A 20539-nucleotide genomic window follows, 5' to 3' on the forward strand; every position below is an offset into this window, starting at 1 on the left:
AGTTATTGGTGATTAGTCATATTGTTTGCGGTTGTTTCGGAATGATTTAACCGCAGAGACCGCAGAGGGCGCTGAGTCTCCAGAAGAGAGTGATGAATAATTCCGATACCAACGGATTTGATATCATTAGTCATTTGTAATAATAGTCAACAGTCAACTGTCAACAGTCAACAGTCAACTGTCAACAGTCAATTTAAAGCAATCCGATCGAATGTAGCGGGCCCTGACCCGTAATTAATTCCAGCAATAGTGCCACAAAACCAATCATCGCCACACGACCGTTCCAGACTTCCGCCCCCGTGGTCAAACCCCACTCCCACTGCTCTTGAGGGTACATTTTCACTGTCTTGGAAGGGCGTATCACATCCGAGAATTTAACGCTGGGAGATTCGATCGACTCGATGACTAAATCGGCCAAGGCCTCAATAAACACCGGATGAGTATTCAGTGCCGGCACTCGGTAGAAATTTTCAATCCCCGACTCTTCTGCTAATTCTCGATACTCCATGTCAATTTCTTGCAGAGTCTCGATGTGCTCGGAAACAAAACTAATCGGAACTACCAACAAATCTTGGACTCCATTTTCTGCCAATTCAGTAATCGCGTCTTCGGTGTAAGGCTTGAGCCATTCCACCGGGCCAACCCGACTTTGATAAGCGAGAGTGTGTTCGTTCGATCGGTTCAAATGTTCCATAATCAGACGAGTGCAATCTTCAATCTCGCGCTGATAGGGGTCTCCAGCCTCTTCTACGTAGCTGAGGGGGACGCCGTGGGCGCTGAAAAAGATGTGAACTCGATCGGGATTTGGATTGTGGTCTAGTTGTTGGGCTATCAGTTCCGACATTGCCTGAATGTAGCCTGGCCGCTGATACCAAGAAGGAATAGCCGTATATTCGATATCGTTGAGGGCAGGATCTTTGCCCCACATTTCTTCTAGCTGCCGGAAGCTAGAACCGCTGGTGCTGATGGAAAACTGAGGATACAGCGGCAAAATGGTCAAATGTTCAATGCGATCGCGCTTAATTTTGGCGATCGCCTCTTCGGTAAAAGGATGCCAATAGCGCATCCCCACGTACACTCGAGCATCCTGTCCCTTGGACTGCAAGAGTTCTTGCAACGCTAGGGCTTGTTCCTCCGTAATCCGCCGCAAAGGAGAGCCGCCCCCGATTTGGCGGTAGTTTTCCTGAGATTTCTGAAAACGCAGAGTCGAAATCAACCAGGCGAGCGGTTTTTGCATCCACGGAAACGGAATGCGAATGATTTCCGGGTCAGCAAACAAGTTGAACAGGAAAGGACGGACATCCTCGATTTGATCTGGCCCGCCCAAGTTTAATAGCAATACTCCCACACGGCCCATAGCAGTTACAGCTCTCCCATCGTCTCAGTTCTGTTACTTATTTTAACAATATAGCCTCTTGACATCCACCCCGACCGTCGCGGACGGGGATTCCCAAACCTCGCGATTTGAATTTCTGCTTCTTCGCAACTGCCTCCACCCTCAAAGAGATTTGGTCTTATGTTCGCTCCACAGACTAACCCCGCAAGCCCTGCGGTTTTTACGTGTCGAATACCAAACGGAATTCTTCGTAGTTTTGATTCTAGGGTTGGACTGCCCATTGCCCTGTCCTCTTTTCCCGGTCTACCTATTTTTCTTTCCCGTTGCGGTTGTCGCAAACTTATTAATTAGGGTTTATGTTCACATAGTCGCGGGTGGGTCATTGACAAATTATATTGTAACACAAAGCCGTCCTAAAAGGACGGGGTTTCTACCCAATTTCTCGGATGATATCTTAAGTCGATAACAAGGTATACATAATTTTGACTGTGGCAACATTTTTTAGAGATTTAAGTTATCGGTATCAGCGTCTCTACGATGCGATCGCGCGTCTGGCTGCTTTGAGCGTAGGCGGCAATGCTCGTTTGGGTCAACTAGCCTGGGCAAATTTGACCATCAGCGCCGAAACTAAAATTTTAGACCTTTGTTGCGGTAGCGGTCAAACTACGCAATTTCTGGTGCAATATTTCCAGGATGTCACAGGAATCGACGCTTCGCCATTGTCGCTGGAACGGGCAAAAAAAAATGTGCAATCAGCCAATTATGTAGAAGCTTTTGCCGAGTCCATGCCTTTTGGCGACTGTCATTTTGATTGGGTACACAGCAGTGTTGCGATGCACGAAATGCGATCGGGCACAATTGCGACAAATCTTTGAGGAAGTATACCGCGTACTCAAGCCCGGTGGTCTATTCATTTTGGTAGATTTTCACTCGCCCACAAATCAGGTATTTTGGCCAGGGTTGGCTGTTTTTTTGTGCTTGTTTGAGACAGAAACAGCTTGGAATTTGCTCGAAACAGACTTGGGGAGTTTGTTGGCAGAAGTGGGATGGCGATCGTACAATTCCAAAGAAGCTCAACAACCCAAAATTTGTGCTGGCGGCAGCATTCAAGTAATCCAACTTCAAAAGTCAGTTGACAGTTAACAATTGTCAGTTGACAGTTGTCATTAGTGAGTGCGCGGGTAAGAAACCTGGTTTCTACGAATTTTGGGTTGAGTGACGATAAATCTCGGAAGAAACCCGGTTTCTGAGGTCGGCGCGCGCATCTTACTATACTTGTCAACTAATGACTAATGACTAATAACTAACAACTAAGAAAACTTTTTCGCTGCTGCCAAAGCAGCCTCAAACTTAAGCAATACATCCTTTTCTGTGTGAATAACTTTCTCTTGTTCCAGCAGCGGACGGCCAAAGCGAAAAATGCCGTCCTGTTCTACGTGGTCTACATAAGGTAGCGTTTCTGGATGCGGCAAAAATTTTCTGCCGATGGTATACGGCGTGTGGAAAGAAAAACTAAAATCGGGAAACTTGTCGCTCTTGATTTCCAGGTAGTAAAGCGAGTAATAATCTTTGGTTTCGGAGTACACGCATTCGCGGCATCTATTTACCAGCTTGCGGTTCTGATAGAAAAAATCCCACTTATCCCAATAGTAGTCATCTTTCATCATTTCCTGGTGGTCGTCGCACAATTCGAGATATAATTTGTCAGAATCTGCCGGACGGTAGAAGTAAAGCATGGCGTAAGGCATTTCAATCAGTAACTTGACTGCTTGATTTTTTCGCTGGTACCATTCCTGCTGGTGAGCTTCGTAGACTTCCTTATATTTAATTGCTTTAAAGCTGTTGAGCTGATTTTCTTTGGCCCAGCGCGACGCCCAAACTGTCCAGTAAGCTAGCTGGAAGGTTGCTGAAATTTCCGCCGAACCTTGTTCTTTCCAGTCGGCAATGATTTTTTCCCAAGCTGAACTAAAAGCTACTCGTGATTGTTCGTTTTCTTCAGGCTTTTCTGTATTGATTGGGGTGGGTATTTGGCGATTATTTTTAATCTGCCCTTTGGGTTCTTTGCGCCAGTTATTAATATCGGTTGGCGTTAGACTTAAGATGAATCTTCTGTCGTGAACGGGATATTCGAGATGGATTCCTGATTTGCGGAAAGAGCGGTATTCTAGAATAGGGAGTTTGTCTTGTTCAATCCACTGCTGGCGTTCTGCTGGCGAACACTTGAGTATTGCTTCTAATTCTACCGGATCGACGGCTAATTCACTTTTGAATGTCTCCCAAAATCTTTCTTGTTCGGCTGGATTTGCTTCCAGCAGGGATACAATTCGGTTGACGAGATGATCGGTTTGGTCTTGGCAATTTTCGGGAAGTCCTAAGAAGTCGAGGAGTTTGGTCTTGAGTATTCGTCTGGCAGAGATTAGCTCGGCTAACATGAGAAGCTCCAGTAGATTCATGACTTGCGCCCTTGAACTGGCAAGATTTTTGCAAGTCTTATATATCTTAATAGATTCTCCTGGGTTGTCGGCAATTGAAATGTCCGCGCGAGCGAAGCTATCCCGATCGCGCCTGGGAGTCCGTTGCGGTAGGGAATCGCCGAACCTAGGCCCCCTCCCTAAGCCAAAATACTCAAAACAAGGGCAAAAGGTCGATCGACCTTTTGGCTAAATTGGCTAAAACTCATATGTTGCAACATTCTCAATTACTTGTTTAGGAACAGGCTTTTCGGCCTGTTCCACAAGAAAATTTATATTTTGTGGAACAGGCATCTTGCCTGTTGCTGACAATGGTACAAGATATCAGCTAAAATCGATAATTGCGATCGCGCACCCACAAACTCACAGGCACAGCATGGCCTGTTTTGTCAACCTTTACTTCTACCAAAAAAGATTGTCGCTGCTTCCTTTGAGCTTCGCTAATGTCCTGATTGACTTTTTCCCTTTCATCCTCTGGCATATAATAAGTTTCTAAGCCGTATTCCATCTGCCAACCGTTATATTTGCCCTTAATTGCGATTTGGTTGGCGGGCAAATTGGCGGGATTTTCTAGGCTGACGCGGACGGGTTTCCAAGCTTGGGGGCGGCCGGGATTAGTCGCGGTTTTTGGCGCTTCTAATATTACATAAAAACTGGTTGGCGGCTTGACATTCTGTGTATTTTGTGGACAAGCAACCCCGGGCGGACAAGGTGTTTTTTCGGCAGGTAAATCTTTCCAGCCGGGGAGTTTTTGCAGATTTGTGCGATCGGAAATATCATAGCTCAAAACTTGGTAATATCCGCGCAAAAAGTCGTAAGGATCTACTGGTGCTGTTTGCAGGACAACTGTTTTGCCAGTAATAAAAGTGTAAACTGCGGGAGCTGGTACGGCGGCAATTAGTCCGATTTGCAGCAGCAAAGGAACCCACAGCCGCCACGCGGGAAGGCGTTGCGCTGCGGGGGGAAGGGTGAATGATGGGGGATTAGCGCTGGTATCTGCTATTTCGGAACTTTGATCTGTTGAATCTGGATTTTCGGTGTTCATATGGGGAATTGGGAATTGGTTCGCAGAATAATATCGTTGAGCTTTGAATCGGCATAATCATCTTCCGAGTGCAGTGCAAGGGGGACGATCGCACTATAGTAGAATGCTCCTATTCATCGGGAATTTTTGCGAAGTGGCGCTCGAACCACAAACCCGCTGCAATTACGCCAATTCCGCATAAAACAAAGACAAAAGATTTGAGTAACAATCCTGTGTCATATTCAAAGACTCTGCTGATGATTTGCAGGGTGATTAATACCATACCTCCCCAAAATGTCTGGCGGTTTCCTAAAGCTAAACCTTCTCGGATTAAGCCGACAGCGAGCAAAAATGATAAAACATTGAACAGAAAAGTTGCTAATTGAGGAAGGGGAGTAAAATTGAAGTGAATAAGCGGTATTAAGGCGCTGGCGAGAATTAAAATGCCGATCGCACTTGTAGTCAAATCCACTGCTTTTTGTCTTGGTCGCCGCAGTTCCAAACGTCCCAAACGCAGCCACTCAAACACTGTGAAACCGCCCAAAACAGCGACATTTGCCAGCAAAACCCAATCTGGCTGAGTTGAGGCAGGATTCGGCGAATCTTGCCACAACCAGTGGAAAGAAAGAAAATAAAATAAACTGGCGAGAAACAGCAGTGCTAAACTGCGGGCGGTAGGTTGAAACAGCTTGCTGCGTACCTTCGGCCAGATTGCATCGTCGTATCCCCACAGCAAAGCGGGTGGTAGGGCGCAAAAAATTGCTGTACCCCAGGTTAGATTTAAGCCTTGGACGATAGAAACTTGTAGGGAGAAAATTATCGCGATCGCACCTATGGCAAAAATAGCACGCGATCGACACCAATAAGCCAGCGGCACAAACATTATACTGGCTGCGATCGGCATTTGCCGCACCAAAACTTCCAGCCAAGAAAACTCGACTTTAGAAGACCAATCTAACACGGCAAGCCAATAGCCCAAACCGATTAAAAGTGCGGACAAAACGCCCAAGGAAGTCAACCGCAAACTGTAAGCCATTCCGAGCACGCCGATTCCCCAAGCAAGGAAAAGTCCGTAGGAAGAACCGCCAATATGAAACATTTGCGCCATCAAAGCCATATTTGCTCCTAAAATCAGAGCACCTAATAGCAACAATCCTTCACCTAGGAGTTTGTTTCGCCCTTTTGTGGCGGGCATATTGGGATTGGAGTTTTTGCTTCGGGATGGGGGAATTCGCCACAGATAGAAACCTGCTGCATTGACTGCTACGAAAAGACTTAGCAGCAGTGCAACTCTCACTTCGCGCGACCAAACTTGCCAGTTTGCGGCTACAAAGGTGATGACTCCTATACCGAGGAGAATGCCGCCGAGACTCATCAGAATGCTGAGGAATCGGTTGCGGGAGGCGGTTTCGAGTGTGTTGAATTGGTAGCGTTCGGAAAGTTGTTGGTAGAATGAAGTATCGATGAGTCCTTCTGCTTGCCAGAGTTTGGCTTGATCTCGCAACTCGCGCCGAAATTTATCTGAAATCATTTTTAATATTCCAGAGGATTTGAACTGTGATAGTTTTTAATATGTCATTTGTGGCTCGATTGTCGATGGAGGCTGGGACACCTGCTGAACTAGCACAGCAGTTTTGATTGATATCCTTCGGCTGTTGAAACCGTTTCTAGATAAACAAACTCCCAGCAGAAAGAAACGAATAAATCAAGGAATGTAATATTATGGTACAAGCTCAATCTAAAAAATTAACTTTTGACGAGTACCTTAATTACTCAAATGATACGGGTCAACGCTATGAGTTAATTGATGGGGAGTTAATAGCTTTGCCACCAGAATCTGAACCTAATAATTTCATTGCTAACTATCTATTTTTCTATTTTGCTAGCAGCGGGCTAGTGCCACTCAGGCTGATTAAAACGCATAATTGCGAGGTTCAAGTTGCCGTTTTGCGATCGGGAGATGCGGCCAACCGCTACCCCGATTTGATAATTCTGGAACCTGAACACATTCCGCTGACAGCAATCAGGCTAACTATCACTTTCGATATGCTGCCTCCTCGGTTGGTTGTGGAGGTAGTCAGTCCGGGTAGAGTGGGCAGCGATCAGGATTACGATCCTCTTCGAGGGCTTCGCCAACGCAAACGAGCTCAGTACGCAGCGCGGGGCATTGCAGAGTATTGGGTTATCGATCCAATTGAACAAGTGGTGACGGTTTTGCGACTTCAGGATGGGCAATATGTTGAGGTTGGGGTGTTTCGGGATGGAGAGGCGATCGTATCTCCGATGTTTCCACAGCTAAGTTTGACGGTTCAACAGATTTTGAGTGGAGAGGTTTAAGGGCGGATCAATAGCTAATTGGTTAGCATTCATCTAACCACCACCGATTAGTGAAAATCTCCACTCTCAACCTGATTAAGCCTATGTTTCCATCCCTGATAGGGGTTTAGTTTGATTGCGGCGAAGAAGGAGTCAGGAGTCAGGAGTCAGGAGAAGAATACCCTCTTTCCTCCTGTCTCCTCCTCTCCTGAATACTTCCGAAAGTTTCAATCCCCGATAGGGATTTAGGTTGATTGCAACGGCGATCGGCATAAATCTTACTTTTGCCGTCGCGACGACCACACCAGCGCGGCGGCAGGGGGAGCTATCAAGCCGGCAAAGCCCAAGGCTACCCGCAAGTTGATTTGGTCTTCACTGGCAAACCGAGACAGAAAAACACCTAAAAACAAACCCACAACGCACGAACCGAGCAAAATCAAAGCATTAGCACCCTCGATTTGAGTAGCGCGCTTACCACCAACAGGGGCACCGCAGTGAGGGCAGTTAGTAGCAGTTGAGGCAACCTTACCGTCACACTCTGAACATTTGATTAGAGCCATAAAATCGGATTCTCAAAATGTTTGGGTTAAACACTAAAATATCATGTTTCAATCCCTGATAGGGATTTAGGTTGATTGCAACAATTTCTGGTAGAGCTTTTGCGGCATTAGGTCAGTTTCAATCCCTGATAGGGATTTAGGTTGATTGAAACCAGCGCCGCCCCAAAACCCATTAAAGCATTCTCGTTTCAATCCCTGATAGGGATTTAGGTTGATTGCAACAGGTTGGAAAACTTCAGTGTATTGCTGGAGGCAAAAGTTTCAATCCCTGATAGGGATTTAGGTTGATTGCAACAGTGTTTGTCAAGTGTCCGGTTGCCATTATTCAGTTTCAATCCCTGATAGGGATTTAGGTTGATTGCAACGCGGCAAAGCCCAAGGCTGACGATAATTTTATGAGCTCAATGTTTCAATCCCTGATAGGGATTTAGGTTGATTGCAACATCCGATCGTCATCGGCTGGTCTGGCGGCAAAGACTCGTTTCAATCCCTGATAGGGAGTTAGGTTGATTGCAACGATACGGGACGTGCTTTCACTACTGCAAATTTTTTGTTTCAATCCCTGATAGGGAGTTAGGTTGATTGCAACTAAAAGCAATGTTCACCGCAGTCTCTGAAGTAAAGTTTCAATCCCTGATAGGGATTTAGGTTGATTGCAACCGAAACACTAATCGCTCACACTCTGTTAATTCAGTTTCAATCCCTGATAGGGATTTAGGTTGATTGCAACTCATTCTGTTAAATATCTTTGTTGATTTGAAAAGTTTCCATCCCTGATAGGGATTTAGGTTGATTGCAACAAAATATCTGGCAAAGCATTGTCAACTACAGCCGGTTTCAATCCCTGATAGGGAGTTAGGTTGATTGCAACTTTCGGTCGGATGCGATCGCTAATTTGGAAGATTCATGCAGTTTCAATCCCTGATAGGGAGTTAGGTTGATTGCAACCGGAATTGCTTGATCGAACTGACGCAGAAATCAGCCGGTTTCAATCCCTGATAGGGAGTTAGGTTGATTGCAACCTTCCTAGAGTAACTGGTGAATTGATTTAATTTGTTTCAATCCCTGATAGGGAGTTAGGTTGATTGCAACAGTTAGTTTCTGAAAATCTTACTGTATTTAGTTTTCAAGGTTCGTTTGCGTCTGTACATATTAAAAGTACCATTTCAAGATCGACCTGTCAAGAGGCAAAATTTTCAACAAGCCTCAAAACCTTTCACAGCAAGCAATACAGCATTTGCGTCGGATTTTTTCTAAAATGTCTTAAACCCATACTACGCAACTGATACAACCGAAAAAAATTACCCCCTCAAAAAAACACCTACCCATAGACGAAAAACTCAACCCTCAACCCGATTCAAATTCCAGTCGTAAGGCAAAAAAACGATCGCCAATCCATCACCCACAGCCGCCTCCGGCCCCAAATAACCGCCCACATACTCAGCCACCGAACCCGCCGCCTTTACAAAATCCTCGCCGTACCACTTAAAAATCTTGCTCAAATAAAGCGTCTTTTTCTCGGCATCATATCGCACCTTATCAGGATTGTGAATAAAACGGCTGGCATCCGCTTCTAGTTGAGTCCGTAGCGACTCCGGGAAATAAGCCCCCCGGCGCAGCAGCGGGCACCCGACAGCAGCGCAAACTAATGCAAAATGGATGCGCGGTTCCGCAAATTCCGGCCGCAAAATTGCGTGTTCGATTTGATTGAGACTGTACTTTTTGCCGCCAATAATCGAATTTGAACGAGTGAAAAAATCCAAAAAACTCAGCCAGTTGGGAATTCCAAAAACTTTGGGACGGATGGACGCGATCGGATATACTTCCAGAACTTGAGAAATTGCGATCGCATTATACGCATTCAGCCACAACGCCAGCCGCGCATCCGCATCAGTAACATCCGCCAAATCCACATCCGCCAAACTTTCCAGCCACGCCCTCAAAACATCCGCCCCCTCAGCTTTCCAGCGCCGATAATTGACGCGGCCGAAATCGTCAACGTAGCGTTGCAGCAACTCGTCCCAAATCGTAAAGTCGATCGTACCGATCATTTATTACTATCCCTAATATAAGGCGGGCATTGCTTTAGCTTCTGCTTCTATTTAATACTACCGTCAACCCAAATAACACCTGCAACGGTAGCATTTTTTAGATTAACCCCCTCAAACGGGCTCTGGATTAAATTAGCATCGCTCAAATTAGCGCCTTGTAAATTAGCTTGCCACAAAGAAGCGCCGCTCAAATTTGCCCCTGATAAATTAGCTTCCCTAAAATTTGATCCTCTCAAATCTGCATTTGCTAAACTCGCGTGCCGTAGGTGAATGCTGCTCAAATCGTCGCCCGGACACTGGTTAGTTTAACACAACTAATTGACTTGCTGCGGCTTAGGTGAAATCACTGGTGTAGCCAACCCGAAAATCATTCCCCATGAAACTGCTCCCAAAGTTACAGATTTCCTGCTCTTTACCTTCTACAATTTTAAAAGATTCTTAATTTCAATTTCAACGGGGATCGGTTTCTTCCGGCACAACACCCCTCCCACTTTGAGCTGCAATTTTTTAAATTCCCCTTACCTCCATAACACACTATGACGGATCGAACCAACTTTTTCGATAAACTGTTAGCGGCTGTTGAAACCAATCAAAGTTTGCTTTATTTAGCCCTCGACCCCGACCCGGAAACCTTGCCCGCGCTGGTTTCCATGACTGGGGAAGAAACTCAAACTTTTGTAACGGATTTGTTTTCAAAGCTAAAAAGTGCGATCGACCAAACAGCCGATTTAATCTGTGCCTGCAAAATCACCCTCGGTTTTTACCAATCTCTCGGTATTCCCGGTTGGGCATTGCTGCAAGAAATTTTAACAATTATTCCCCCTCACCTGCCAGTAATTTTAGATGCCAAACACTGCGATTTAAATACCAGCACAGTGTTTGCCAAAATTGTATTTCAAGACTGGCGAGTTGACGCTATTACTTTAAGTCCCTATCCCGGATTCGACCAAGTAGCGCCATTTTTGTTATACGCTGGAAAAACTGTTTTTGTCCTCTGTGCCACCGCCAACCCTTCAGCCGCGGCTGTGCAAGAATACCCGACGCCAAACAACCCTTTTTACTTGCAATTAGTCCGACTCTCTCAAACTTGGGGAACTCCCGAAAAAGTCGGTTTAGAAGTAGGAGTAATGCCGGATATCTTAGCCCGCATCCGTCAAGAGGCTCCTGAACGCCTAATTTTAGTCGAAGGAGACATCGCCGCAGAAAATGACCTCACAGAAGAAAACGACCTCGCACAACTGCTGGCGGCCGGTTTAAGCAAGAATGGTGAAGATTTATTGCTGCCAGTCCCCCCAAGTTTATTAGCGGGAAAAGAGCCGCGCCGAGAAATTGAGAAATTGCGGGATAGTATTAATAAACTGAGGCTGCGGGCGATCGAAGGTAGTCCCACTTGCGAATTGTGGCTGCCGGATGTTTGCTTTTTACAACCGGAACCTCACCGCGATTTAATCTTGCAACTTTATGACATCGGCTGCGTAGTTTTTGGCGACCACGTACAAGCATCGGGAGCCGTATTTCCATATTACATCGATTTGCGGAAAATAATTTCTATTCCGCAGATTTTCCATCAAATTGTCAGCGCTTATGCAGACATTCTCAAGGATTTAAAATTCGATCGCATTGCGGGAATTCCCTACGGTTCTTTACCCACAGCAACGGGTTTAGCATTGCGGATGGAACGCCCGATGATTTTCCCGCGCAAGGAGGTGAAAACTTACGGTGCGGGCAAATTAATTGAGGGGCATTTTAATGCAGGAGAAACGATTGTCGTAGTCGATGATATTTTGATTAGTGGCAAAAGCGTGATGGAAGGCGCAGGCAAGTTAAAATCGGCTGGGTTGAATGTGGAAGATATCGTGGTATTAATCGACCACGAACAGGGAGTTAAAGATAAATTGCAGACCAACGGTTATCGCGCCCATTCTGTGTTAGCGCTTTCGGAAATAGCTGAAGTTTTGTATCGAGCAAGTCGCATTGATACCGAGCAATTCAATCTTTTGACAGCGGAACATTAAACCCCAATTCCTGTAGGGCCGGGTTTTACCAACGATAATCTAATACGGTTTACTTAAGAGAGCGGGTTTTGCCCTCTTAAGTAAACCGTATTGGGTCAAGACAGTATCTACGATTTTATGTTTATCTGCAATTAAACATAAAAAAATCCCCCGTTTGGGGGATTTCTTTCAAGGCTATTACATAGCCTTAGTTTCCGGCATCAAACACTTATCAGAATCGCAGCCCGCCGGCCCAGAATCCATCATTTCACCCAAATCATAACGGCTCAAAGCTACGTGAAAAACTTCAGTTTCGCGGCGCGATAAAGCCTCTGCTACCATTTTGGTGTAAGTTTCCTTATTTATCGGTTCAAAGGGCAAACGCGGGAAAGTTTCCAGAGCATCAAACCGAGCCAAAAGTGCTGCGGAAATGTAGCCTTCGTCATCGCGAATCGCTTCGTAAATCCGAGTACCCAAACTTTCTACTTCATTTTCCCGCAACTCAATCGTCGCCGAAGTGTTGTGTCTGACATAGAACTTTTGCACCTGCATATAAAAGTCCATTTGTGCGGCAGCCGAGAACTTGTTAATGTCAATTTCATCAGCACCGGGCAAGTCAGCCCAACTTACCGCAACTGGTATTTCTACCAGCCATTCTGTACAGCGTTCATCGAAGGGATTGTTGAGCAAATTGCCGTTTTCATCTTTGTCAGATTGAGACGGAATCACGTTGTATCCGTAGTCGATGCAGGCGAGGGCTACAGGGTCGTTTTTGCCGAAAGTGATTCTGCGAATAAAACGCTGGGCTTTGGGCGGATGCCACCCCGGAGAAGCGCCTGTGAGCAGAGATTTAGTACCGGATGGTTGTACGGTTGTGCAGCGATTGGGGCGTTTTAAGGAATGGCGATCGCAATAATCCCAAACTACCCGATTCACAATCTCCCGCCAACCAGTCAAATACTCTTCTTCCCGCTGTTTAAACGCGATTCCTTGCGAAGTTTGCGGGCGGCCTTCCACCCACCAGCGCAGCCACTCAACGCCGAAAGCATGAACGAAGAAATCGAACAATCCAGTAAAAGATACACCGACGATCGGGTCTAATTCGCGGCTGTATTGATAGCGCGGTTCGAGGAATTTGTGATTGAGAAGTACCGCGACAGATAAACCTGCAGCAGTGAAAGCTTCCTCCTGTTCTTTGAAATTGTAAGGATCAATTTGATTGAGGTGAACCTCAGAAAGATTACAGTGGAAGTTAGAGCCGATGATTTCCAGTTATGTTACCCTAAAGGCTTTTTATCCTCTAGTTCTACTGCTTGATTTTTCGCAGTAGCTCCGCGTACCTTTTGCGCGTATTCCCTCAAATAATAGAGGAGTTCCTTTCTGCTACATGGCTTACCTGTAACAATCTGAGATATTGTTCTGATATCCAGAATGTTATTTTCTTTTTGTATTGAGTCATGTAAAGGTTGAAAAAGCTCTTTTAGGTTATTCAACTTTACAGATAAGAGGGCTTCATAATTATCCAAGGCAAAAGTATGAGCTAATGTTTGAATATCAGAATTAGTTGTTGAAGTTTTTCCATGCTGCGATTGGACAGAGCAATTTTTTGAACAAAAACGACGCTTGGATACTTTGTGTTGTATAACTTCAAAACTGTTCTGAAAAAATTCACAAGTAAGAATAAATCTAGGTACTAACGCACCTGTTTTCTTTCCCTTGCGTGACTCATGGTATGCTTTTCGCTTGGGACTATTGAGAAACTTCTCTTTGAAACTAGGGTCGGCAAATCTTGCATTCGCCTTAGCTTTGATTTTGGCTTTGGTACTTTCAGATTGAGTAACACCATACATAGGGTTTTTCTTTCCGAAATTATCCATGCCTCTTACCTTAGCATGAGATTTCCATTCCTGTTTCAAATGCTCAAATACAAAAGGAGTATCCTTGATGAGTTGTCTTAAGCCCTTTTCTTGAATAATCGTAACTTTTGCGTTGTACTCAGACTCAAAACGCTGAATTTTTGGCAAGTCACTTTGATAATTAAAAGTGCCTTTAATTTCGACATACTCACCATTTTCAAGAAGGAAGTCTGGTTTGTACCGAACTTCATTCGAGAGTAAATAAGTTTTATGTTCGTATGTCCAGCCAATTTTCATGTAGTCCAGGTATTTCGCGTAAATGTACTCAAGGCTTGACCTTAAACAATGCTCACCGTAGAAACCTGAGTAGCCATAGAAGGTGCTTGTCATACGCGCCCCCACACTCTTGGAGAGATTATATTCTAGATTGCTTTTTTCATTGTAATCTAGTTTCACTCTCTACGCTGTACGGTGTCAAAAGCTTTTTATTTCTTCTGATTACCACGGGATTAGCATTTCAGCTTTCCCCGTATTTGCGAGGTTTTTAACGTGAGGCAAAATTACTTACCACACGGGTTTAAGCCCAAACGGACTGACCGATGCTCTAATTCTTCCGCAGTCATATTAGGATGACGTTCCTGCAACCACTGTTTAGCTTTTCCTTCATCGTAAGCTTTCAAAAATTCAAGTTTAAGACTTGGTGTTGAAAGTAAATCAACGTTAGATCGAGCTACAGCTTCACCGGCCCATTGAATCGCACCTTCGCCGCTATAATACTGTTGGCGAACGGCATCAATACATTCTTCCCGCGTTGGTTTATGATGAAAAACGCGAGAGTGGTTTGCCATTCTCAAAGCATCTCGCTCTGGGTCAATTTTCCAGTTGCCACTTTCATCTTGCTGCCACAGATTGTTTTTAGCATTTGCCCCCAGTTGATCACTAGAATCAAACTGACGAATTCCCGCGCTCCTTCTAATATTGCCAGCGACGATTGTGACCGCCGCTTCGTCAATCAATACGCAGCATTCTACTGAATTTAACTGCCGCCCTTGAGCCTTATTCAAAATTGCGGCGCACCGCTGATAAAGGTCGGGCAATTTCACCGGATTTGCTACTCCGCCAAAGCCTTTTAAAGGTTCTCCCACCGGGCGAACGTCGCTCAAATCGATGTAAATTCGAGCTGTTCCTGCAAACCTTTCATCTGTGGATAATTCCAGCAAAGCTTGATAGGATTTTACCCAACCTTGGCGGGAATCTCCGACATAAATAGTGGCGGTTTTTTCGTCTATTTTTACTTCGGTTTCTTGGCGGCGCTCTAAAGCGGGTGTAGAACCGATCGCACCTTGGACTGTCACGGTTAAGCGGTTGCGGATCGGGGGCAGTTGGTTGATGTATTGTGGTTCCAAGACTGCCCCTGTGCCACAGCCCATCATTGCCAAATCCATCAACAAACCAAAGGCGCGCCAGTCGAGAATATTGGTTGAGGAGCAATTATATGCGCCGGAAAAGTTCTCTGGTTGTTCGATCCATTTGCTGCCGCCTACCCACAGCCAGCGACCTGAAGCGAGGGTTTTGAGCTCGTTTTGCATCCGGTGCAGCAGTTGTGTTTCTTCGGGGGTGAGGTTTCCGAGCTTTTGGAGCCCCTTGACTGTTCGATCGCACACTTCGGCCCAAGTCTCCCGCCCTGTCTCGGTACGGCGGCTGTACGTCCTAAAAAATACTGGATTGGCTGCGGGTGCTGTTTCGGGAAAATCCGACTGGTTGCGTTTCTCGCGGGCACTCGATCGCTCTAATTCTCGAACCATAGGTTGTGTACTGACGTGTCGGAATATATCAAACTACGAATATACAACAGGATTCAGATTTAGGGTAAAAGGTTAATATATTTGACAATTTGCACTAGATATGGGGCACGGAAGTTGACAAGCTCGATCGCGCGATCGGCCAAAAACTTCACCAAAAAACCCGATCTCTTCCAGAAACCGGGTTAAACACAAATGTTGTTAATTGTCAATTCTTTGTCAATAAAAACTCAATATTCGGCAGCAGCGGGTCTTGAACAACCCCCACACCGTTAAATCCCCAACGTTCGAGTAGCTTTTTTACCTGAGAACCGGAAATCGATTCTACTCCGAATCGATCGGCAACATCAGCAGCGTGGGCGTTGAGATAGCTCAAAGCGTCATAGTCTTCGCGAAACATCAGCAGGTAACTCACCGCCGAATCTGGATTGGGACAAGCGCTGATATATTTGCCGTCAGCACGAGAACGTAGCAAGTAAAAAACTTGAGATAACATCTTATCTAGGTTGTCAAAATAATATGTTACCTCAAATTGGGAATTGGGAATTGCCCAAAGGATTTTAGACTGACAATTTCCGATGGTATAAAAGTTGATTTTTTTTCAACTTTATACCTAAAAAGTACATAATTGATGCCTAAAATCAATCTAAAATCGATGAGAATTTAGCAGTTAAATCAAAGTCAGTGCTAAGCCTTTAAATCCCCTGCCATCGCCAATTTGACCGACAATCGAAGCTTGACCGGTCGTCAAATTGATATTGTACAGGCTGGAAACTCCGCCAACCTCGATCGCAGCCAAAGCCCTCTCGTTACCGCCAACACTCCTGACATCAAAGCCGAGAACGGTACCAGCATCAATTCCCAAAGATCCGATCGTATTCAACACTCCATTATTCGGCGGATCTTGCCGCACCAAAACGTCTAAATTGGTGTCAATTGCAAATAATGTCGTCGAAGCTGCCCCTGCAAAGTTATTCAGATAGGCAGACCCCCCAGCCGCGCCGGCATTGCCAAAATTGCGATCGCCCGCAGCATAAGCCAAATTCCCGTCGAGTTGAATTCCCCCCGTCAGCGTGTCAGTATCGACAATTGCCCCAGTATCAGGGTTGAGGCGGGCGTTTTGACCGGCTTGATTGACAAACCGAATTCGATCGACTGTGGGATTGAAATCAAAACCCGCAGACCCCGGAGTTAGGGGAACAGCAAACTGCCCGCTACCGACTTGACTTGCAGCCCCAGTCACCGGATTGATGGCGTACAAGCGATTGCTAGAACCAACACCGTAAAGTTGGCCGTTAGCGGGGCGAAAATCTATTCCCAGCAAACTTTCTCCCGGCTGCAATCCGGTAACTGCTGCGTCGCTGAGAATCGCCCGCGGTGCCGCCTCGTTAAAACCGACAATTGTTTCAGCGCCATTTCTGACAGTTAAGGCGTAAGCTGTAGGCAAAGGCAAAGCCAAACCGTTAATCTGTCTTCCGTCGGCAATTTGACCGACAAAGGAAGCTTGACCGCTACCTAAATTGATATTGTACAACCCGGAAATGCCCCCAACTTCCAGCGCCGCCACTGCTACCTCGCGGCCACCAATACTCCTGACATCAAAGCCGAGAACGTTAGTAGCATCAACTCCCAAAGATCCGATCGTATTCAAGACTCCATTATTCGGCGGATCTTGTCGCACCAAAACATCAAAATCGCTGTCAATTGCAAATAGTGTGGTCGAAGTTGCCCCTGCAAAGTTATTCACATAGGCAGCCCCTGCAGCAGCCGGAGAACTTCCAAAATTGCGATCGCCCGCAACATAAGCCAAATTCCCGTCGAGTTGAACTCCCCCCGCCAGCGTGTCAAAATCCACAGTTGCCCCGGTATCTGGGTTGAGGCGGGCGTTTTGATCGGCTTGATTGACAAACCGAATTCGATCGACTGTCGGATTGAAATCAAAACCCGCAGCCCCCGGAGTTAGAGGAACAGCAAACTGCCCGTTACCCACTGGACTTGCTTCCCCAGTCATCGGATTGACAGTATACAAGCGATTGCTAGAACCCACACCATAAAGCACACCGTTAGCGGGGCGATAATCAATTCCCAGCAAACTTTCTCCCGCTTGCAATCCAGTCACGGGCAAATCTGAGATCACACTTCCCGGATTGGAAAGACTAAAACCGACAATCCGATTAGCAGGAGTTAAAGCATAAGCCGTTGTCCGCGCGGCAGGCGGGGGGGTGGGAACAACGCTGCCAATATTATTAGTGAAACTTGCCTGGTTAATCGCACTTTGTCTCACCCCTTGGAGAGTAGCGAGAAATTCTCCTGTTACGCGGTCTTGAATAACAGTATTGTTTCCTGCTTCCAGAATATTTAAGTCGCTAAAACTGACACCTTCGCCCAAACCGATTAAATCTGTACCTGGTACAAAATCGGCGATCGCGTCCGCGTTTCCCAAATTAACACCGCCGCTGGTACGGAAAGGCTCAGCCTCAGCGTAGCGCCTCAAAACAAATACGTCTGCCCCGTCTCCGCCTATCAGGATATCAGTATCTCGATCGCCCGACAAAACATCATTCCCGGAGTTGCCCGATATGGAATCGCTGCCTTTTCCGCCCACTAAAAAATCGTTACCTTCTCCGCCGTTAATAGTGTCGTTATCTAAATCTCCAAAAAGCGAATCTTGACCAGAATTGCCCTCAATAAAATCGCTTTGTTTACCTCCATAAATGCTGTCATTACCAGAGTTTCCGGCAACGGTGTCATTGCCCATCAAACCAAAAATTAGGTCATCTTCTGGAGTTCCGGCTACCAAGTCTGCTTGTGAGGTACCTCTAATTTCTGCCATGCTGTAATCACCCTCTAATTTTGATAGTTCTGTGGCCTAACGGCCGCGGTATTCTCAGTCAAAATATCACAAATTCGCACTTTTAGGATAGTTTTTCTTATTTTCGGCTGTAGGGGTTGGTTGCCATAAAAGTATTACACGCAGCTAAAATGATACATAAACCCTCCCCCCGATTCAAATAAACTCACTCCTAAATACAGATCGCTTAGCCGTATTTTATAGTTGGCTGTGCAGCAAGGGGGCGATCGCAGATCAACTGCAAACAGGCAAGCTGAAATTTTTAGCGGTGCGAACCTATGAAATTTTGTACTGCGTTCATGAGTAATATACGCTGAATCTATAATTTTGGATCTGTCCAGTCAGAAATTATTTTTCAACTTTAATCTTAAAGCCTCCGAAGGTGGGCTTTGTGTGTGTAGCCGTGACAACCATCGCTCAATATAAAGTGGATTATCAATGCGGAATTGGCATAATAAGTTAGTTTAACAGTCGTTTTCAGACGACTTAAGCTTTCAGGCAGGGGTTTAAACCCTGCCTGAATCGGAGTTTCACATTTGATCCCTTCCCCTGCTTTCTCAAGCTTTCAGCAGTGCTTTAGAAGCTGATTGCCCTGCGAGTCTCAGTTGCGATCGCAATTTGAGATTCAACAAGACCAAGACAGTCCACTGACTGAGTATGGAGAACACAATAGTATTTCCTGATGCTGTAAAAGAAGACGAAAACCCAAAGCTAGCAAAGGTTGAAGACAACCACAAAATATGAGCTTTGTCTGGAGTCAGCAACAGCATCGATAAAACCAGAGGTGGCAACAAGATAGCGCTACCGACAGTGCCTGCGGCCCAAATTTCCTGATTTCGGGTTTTTGTAAATAGGAATAGTTGGGTGATACCTGCGTAAATTAGGATGAGATTCAGGGAGCAAATTACGCCCCAAAAATCTTGTGTTTCATTTTTTTGAAACAGCGTCAAAGGTGTTAAAATTATGACTGAACTGAGGAGATTAATTGCGATCGCGACTCCAGCCGGACTTTTTTCGCTCCAAATTAAATCGAGTAGCGGGTAGCGCCGCCACAATTTCTGACTCCTGGGAACGATTTGTTGCCGATACCTCGCCCAATCGTACAAAGATTGTCTATCAGATGTTAAAGCTGCAATTAACGCTAAGAACATCAGCAAATTAAAGAATAGTAAACTGCCGAGATTATTACGGTAGTCTGCGGGGGCTGATTGGACTGAAAACCCTAACATTATTGCCTGACAGCAGATAACTAGCAAATAACTTTGCCGCTTGCTCAAAACTGTAGCACTGGGATTTGGAAAGCGACGCTGCCATCCCTGCCACATCCAGTAGGTTCCTGTACCACAAACGAAGAGAGACAAAGCAAGACCACTCGCAATATTTGTACCCACTGGCGAGTAAAACCATTGCAACTTGTCTAAATCTGCAACTAACCAATGGAAAGCATGATTTTTATTAACAACCACTCCAAAAAGCAGATATCTCAGGATAGGAATGGGAGACAAAAATGTGAGCAAATCCCAAGCACTTCGCGTTAACGGGATCACAGACATCCCAAACACAACAAAAACCGTAGCGCTAGCCAACCAAGGTTGAAATCCTCCCAACCAACTGGTTGTCAATCCAAATAGCATCGCACTGCTGTAAAACAAAGCACAGCTAGCTGCAACTTCTGTGTAGAAACATAAAATTCCACTCAGGGGTATTTGAGCAGCTAATCCAGCGTACAGGTGCAGCGGTACTGCCAGAATTGCTGCTAGATACAGTAGAATTGGGACGCCCAGAATTTTGCCCAGAAAAATTGTTTTGGCAGACTGGGGACTGAGGCGAATAAAATTGAGTGTGCCTCGACGTTCTTCCTTATCTAAGTCACTGACCAGCATATAAGTCCCTGCTACTAATAAAGCTAAGACGCTCAAGATGCTAAGCCAAATGAATATTTGCAACCACCACTCCCGCCAGTTAATGACAAAGTTGCCCAAGGCATCTCTGACACACTTTCTCTTAGAGGAATCGGCAGTCTCTAAGCAAAATCTGTGATAGATGGGATAAGTGTACTCGCCATTAGGAGGGGGAACGGGTATCTGGGCGCTGGAATACATAAACAGCAGCAGTTGAGCGCTTACGGAAAGGGCCGAGGCGATCGCCATATTGCCCATTTTCAAGCGGCCTTTGATTTCTCGAAATAACTGGGGATTCCAGTTGCCTATTTTATCTAATAAGTTGAGTGTCATGGTTTATTGGTGATTTGTTGCTAAAATGGCAGATGACTCAGTTA

At 45.6% G+C, this 20539-nt stretch carries 15 protein-coding genes, 1 pseudogene and 1 CRISPR repeat array; of the genes and pseudogenes, 3 read left to right on the plus strand and 13 right to left on the minus strand.

Features of this window, described 5'->3' with window-relative positions:
* Nucleotides 1-193 precede the first annotated feature (193 nt).
* The gene (gene hemH, locus QUA58_RS18795; protein ID WP_333252004.1) at nt 194-1357 is read right to left on the minus strand and encodes a ferrochelatase; all 1164 of its coding nucleotides are present in this window, start codon (nt 1355-1357) and stop codon (nt 194-196) included.
* Between the two features lie 467 nt (nt 1358-1824).
* On the opposite strand from hemH, the pseudogene QUA58_RS18800 reads away from it, so the two are divergent.
* Nucleotides 1825-2479, plus strand: a pseudogene (locus QUA58_RS18800) (class I SAM-dependent methyltransferase).
* A 167-nt stretch (nt 2480-2646) separates the two neighbouring features.
* On the opposite strand, the gene QUA58_RS18805 reads toward QUA58_RS18800, so the two are convergent.
* The 3 genes from QUA58_RS18805 to QUA58_RS18815 all read right to left on the minus strand — a co-directional run bounded on the left by QUA58_RS18805 (nt 2647) and on the right by QUA58_RS18815 (nt 6362).
* Nucleotides 2647-3768: a hypothetical protein gene (locus QUA58_RS18805; protein WP_333395230.1), complete on the minus strand. Its 1122-nt coding sequence runs from the start codon at nt 3766-3768 to the stop codon at nt 2647-2649.
* 367 nt (nt 3769-4135) lie between these two features.
* Nucleotides 4136-4852 (minus strand): GDYXXLXY domain-containing protein, encoded by a 717-nt coding sequence (locus QUA58_RS18810; protein WP_333252002.1) that lies wholly within the window; start codon nt 4850-4852, stop codon nt 4136-4138.
* Nucleotides 4853-4961: 109 nt separating this feature from the next.
* On the minus strand, nt 4962-6362 hold the full coding sequence (locus tag QUA58_RS18815) for a DUF2157 domain-containing protein (protein ID WP_333395231.1): 1401 nt from the start codon (nt 6360-6362) through the stop codon (nt 4962-4964).
* A gap of 191 nt (nt 6363-6553) precedes the next feature.
* Between QUA58_RS18815 and QUA58_RS18820 the strand changes: the two genes are divergently transcribed.
* The gene (locus QUA58_RS18820) at nt 6554-7168 is read left to right on the plus strand and encodes a Uma2 family endonuclease (protein ID WP_333395232.1); all 615 of its coding nucleotides are present in this window, start codon (nt 6554-6556) and stop codon (nt 7166-7168) included.
* Between the two features lie 257 nt (nt 7169-7425).
* Here the strand turns inward: QUA58_RS18820 and QUA58_RS18825 are convergent, their stop codons facing one another.
* The 3 genes from QUA58_RS18825 to QUA58_RS18835 form a co-directional block, all read right to left on the minus strand.
* A complete protein-coding gene (locus QUA58_RS18825; protein ID WP_333376365.1) occupies nt 7426-7707 on the minus strand; it encodes a hypothetical protein in 282 nt (93 codons plus the stop codon).
* A 45-nt stretch (nt 7708-7752) separates the two neighbouring features.
* A CRISPR array of direct repeats spans nt 7753-8799; the repeat unit is 37 nt; unit sequence GTTTCAATCCCTGATAGGGAGTTAGGTTGATTGCAAC.
* A gap of 248 nt (nt 8800-9047) precedes the next feature.
* Nucleotides 9048-9758: a DUF547 domain-containing protein gene (locus QUA58_RS18830; RefSeq protein ID WP_333395233.1), complete on the minus strand. Its 711-nt coding sequence runs from the start codon at nt 9756-9758 to the stop codon at nt 9048-9050.
* Between the two features lie 47 nt (nt 9759-9805).
* The gene (locus tag QUA58_RS18835; RefSeq protein WP_333395234.1) at nt 9806-10039 is read right to left on the minus strand and encodes a pentapeptide repeat-containing protein; all 234 of its coding nucleotides are present in this window, start codon (nt 10037-10039) and stop codon (nt 9806-9808) included.
* A gap of 255 nt (nt 10040-10294) precedes the next feature.
* Between QUA58_RS18835 and QUA58_RS18840 the strand changes: the two genes are divergently transcribed.
* Complete coding sequence (locus QUA58_RS18840; protein WP_333395235.1) at nt 10295-11773, plus strand: bifunctional orotidine-5'-phosphate decarboxylase/orotate phosphoribosyltransferase; 1479 nt, start codon at nt 10295-10297, stop codon at nt 11771-11773.
* A 177-nt stretch (nt 11774-11950) separates the two neighbouring features.
* On the opposite strand, the gene nrdJ (QUA58_RS18845) is transcribed toward QUA58_RS18840, so the two are convergent.
* From nrdJ (QUA58_RS18845) to QUA58_RS18870, 6 genes are all read right to left on the minus strand, one after another.
* Nucleotides 11951-13024, minus strand: a complete 1074-nt coding sequence (nrdJ, locus tag QUA58_RS18845; RefSeq protein ID WP_333276568.1) for a ribonucleoside-triphosphate reductase, adenosylcobalamin-dependent — start codon at nt 13022-13024, stop codon at nt 11951-11953.
* Nucleotides 13025-13029: 5 nt separating this feature from the next.
* The gene (locus QUA58_RS18850; protein ID WP_333395236.1) at nt 13030-14064 is read right to left on the minus strand and encodes an NUMOD3 domain-containing DNA-binding protein; all 1035 of its coding nucleotides are present in this window, start codon (nt 14062-14064) and stop codon (nt 13030-13032) included.
* A gap of 104 nt (nt 14065-14168) precedes the next feature.
* On the minus strand, nt 14169-15413 hold the full coding sequence (nrdJ, locus tag QUA58_RS18855) for a ribonucleoside-triphosphate reductase, adenosylcobalamin-dependent (protein WP_333395237.1): 1245 nt from the start codon (nt 15411-15413) through the stop codon (nt 14169-14171).
* Nucleotides 15414-15618: 205 nt separating this feature from the next.
* Nucleotides 15619-15906, minus strand: coding sequence for a hypothetical protein (locus QUA58_RS18860; RefSeq protein WP_265236994.1), 288 nt, complete (start codon nt 15904-15906; stop codon nt 15619-15621).
* Nucleotides 15907-16080: 174 nt separating this feature from the next.
* A complete protein-coding gene (locus QUA58_RS18865; RefSeq protein WP_333251994.1) occupies nt 16081-18243 on the minus strand; it encodes a DUF4394 domain-containing protein in 2163 nt (720 codons plus the stop codon).
* A gap of 575 nt (nt 18244-18818) precedes the next feature.
* Nucleotides 18819-20495, minus strand: coding sequence for a hypothetical protein (locus tag QUA58_RS18870; protein WP_333395238.1), 1677 nt, complete (start codon nt 20493-20495; stop codon nt 18819-18821).
* Between the last annotated feature and the right edge of the window lie 44 nt (nt 20496-20539).

This window comes from Microcoleus sp. N9_A1 (genome assembly GCF_036701795.1).
Taxonomy (GTDB): domain Bacteria; phylum Cyanobacteriota; class Cyanobacteriia; order Cyanobacteriales; family Microcoleaceae; genus Microcoleus.

Coding starts and splice junctions, on each gene's coding strand:
- hemH (WP_333252004.1), bottom strand. CDS start 1,357: ATGGGCCGTGTGGGAGTATTGCTATTAAACTTGGGCGGGCCAGATCAA.
- QUA58_RS18805 (WP_333395230.1), bottom strand. CDS start 3,768: ATGTTAGCCGAGCTAATCTCTGCCAGACGAATACTCAAGACCAAACTC.
- QUA58_RS18810 (WP_333252002.1), bottom strand. CDS start 4,852: ATGAACACCGAAAATCCAGATTCAACAGATCAAAGTTCCGAAATAGCA.
- QUA58_RS18815 (WP_333395231.1), bottom strand. CDS start 6,362: ATGATTTCAGATAAATTTCGGCGCGAGTTGCGAGATCAAGCCAAACTC.
- QUA58_RS18820 (WP_333395232.1), top strand. CDS start 6,554: ATGGTACAAGCTCAATCTAAAAAATTAACTTTTGACGAGTACCTTAAT.
- QUA58_RS18825 (WP_333376365.1), bottom strand. CDS start 7,707: ATGGCTCTAATCAAATGTTCAGAGTGTGACGGTAAGGTTGCCTCAACT.
- QUA58_RS18830 (WP_333395233.1), bottom strand. CDS start 9,758: ATGATCGGTACGATCGACTTTACGATTTGGGACGAGTTGCTGCAACGC.
- QUA58_RS18840 (WP_333395235.1), top strand. CDS start 10,295: ATGACGGATCGAACCAACTTTTTCGATAAACTGTTAGCGGCTGTTGAA.
- nrdJ (WP_333395237.1), bottom strand. CDS start 15,413: ATGGTTCGAGAATTAGAGCGATCGAGTGCCCGCGAGAAACGCAACCAG.
- QUA58_RS18860 (WP_265236994.1), bottom strand. CDS start 15,906: ATGTTATCTCAAGTTTTTTACTTGCTACGTTCTCGTGCTGACGGCAAA.
- QUA58_RS18865 (WP_333251994.1), bottom strand. CDS start 18,243: ATGGCAGAAATTAGAGGTACCTCACAAGCAGACTTGGTAGCCGGAACT.
- QUA58_RS18870 (WP_333395238.1), bottom strand. CDS start 20,495: ATGACACTCAACTTATTAGATAAAATAGGCAACTGGAATCCCCAGTTA.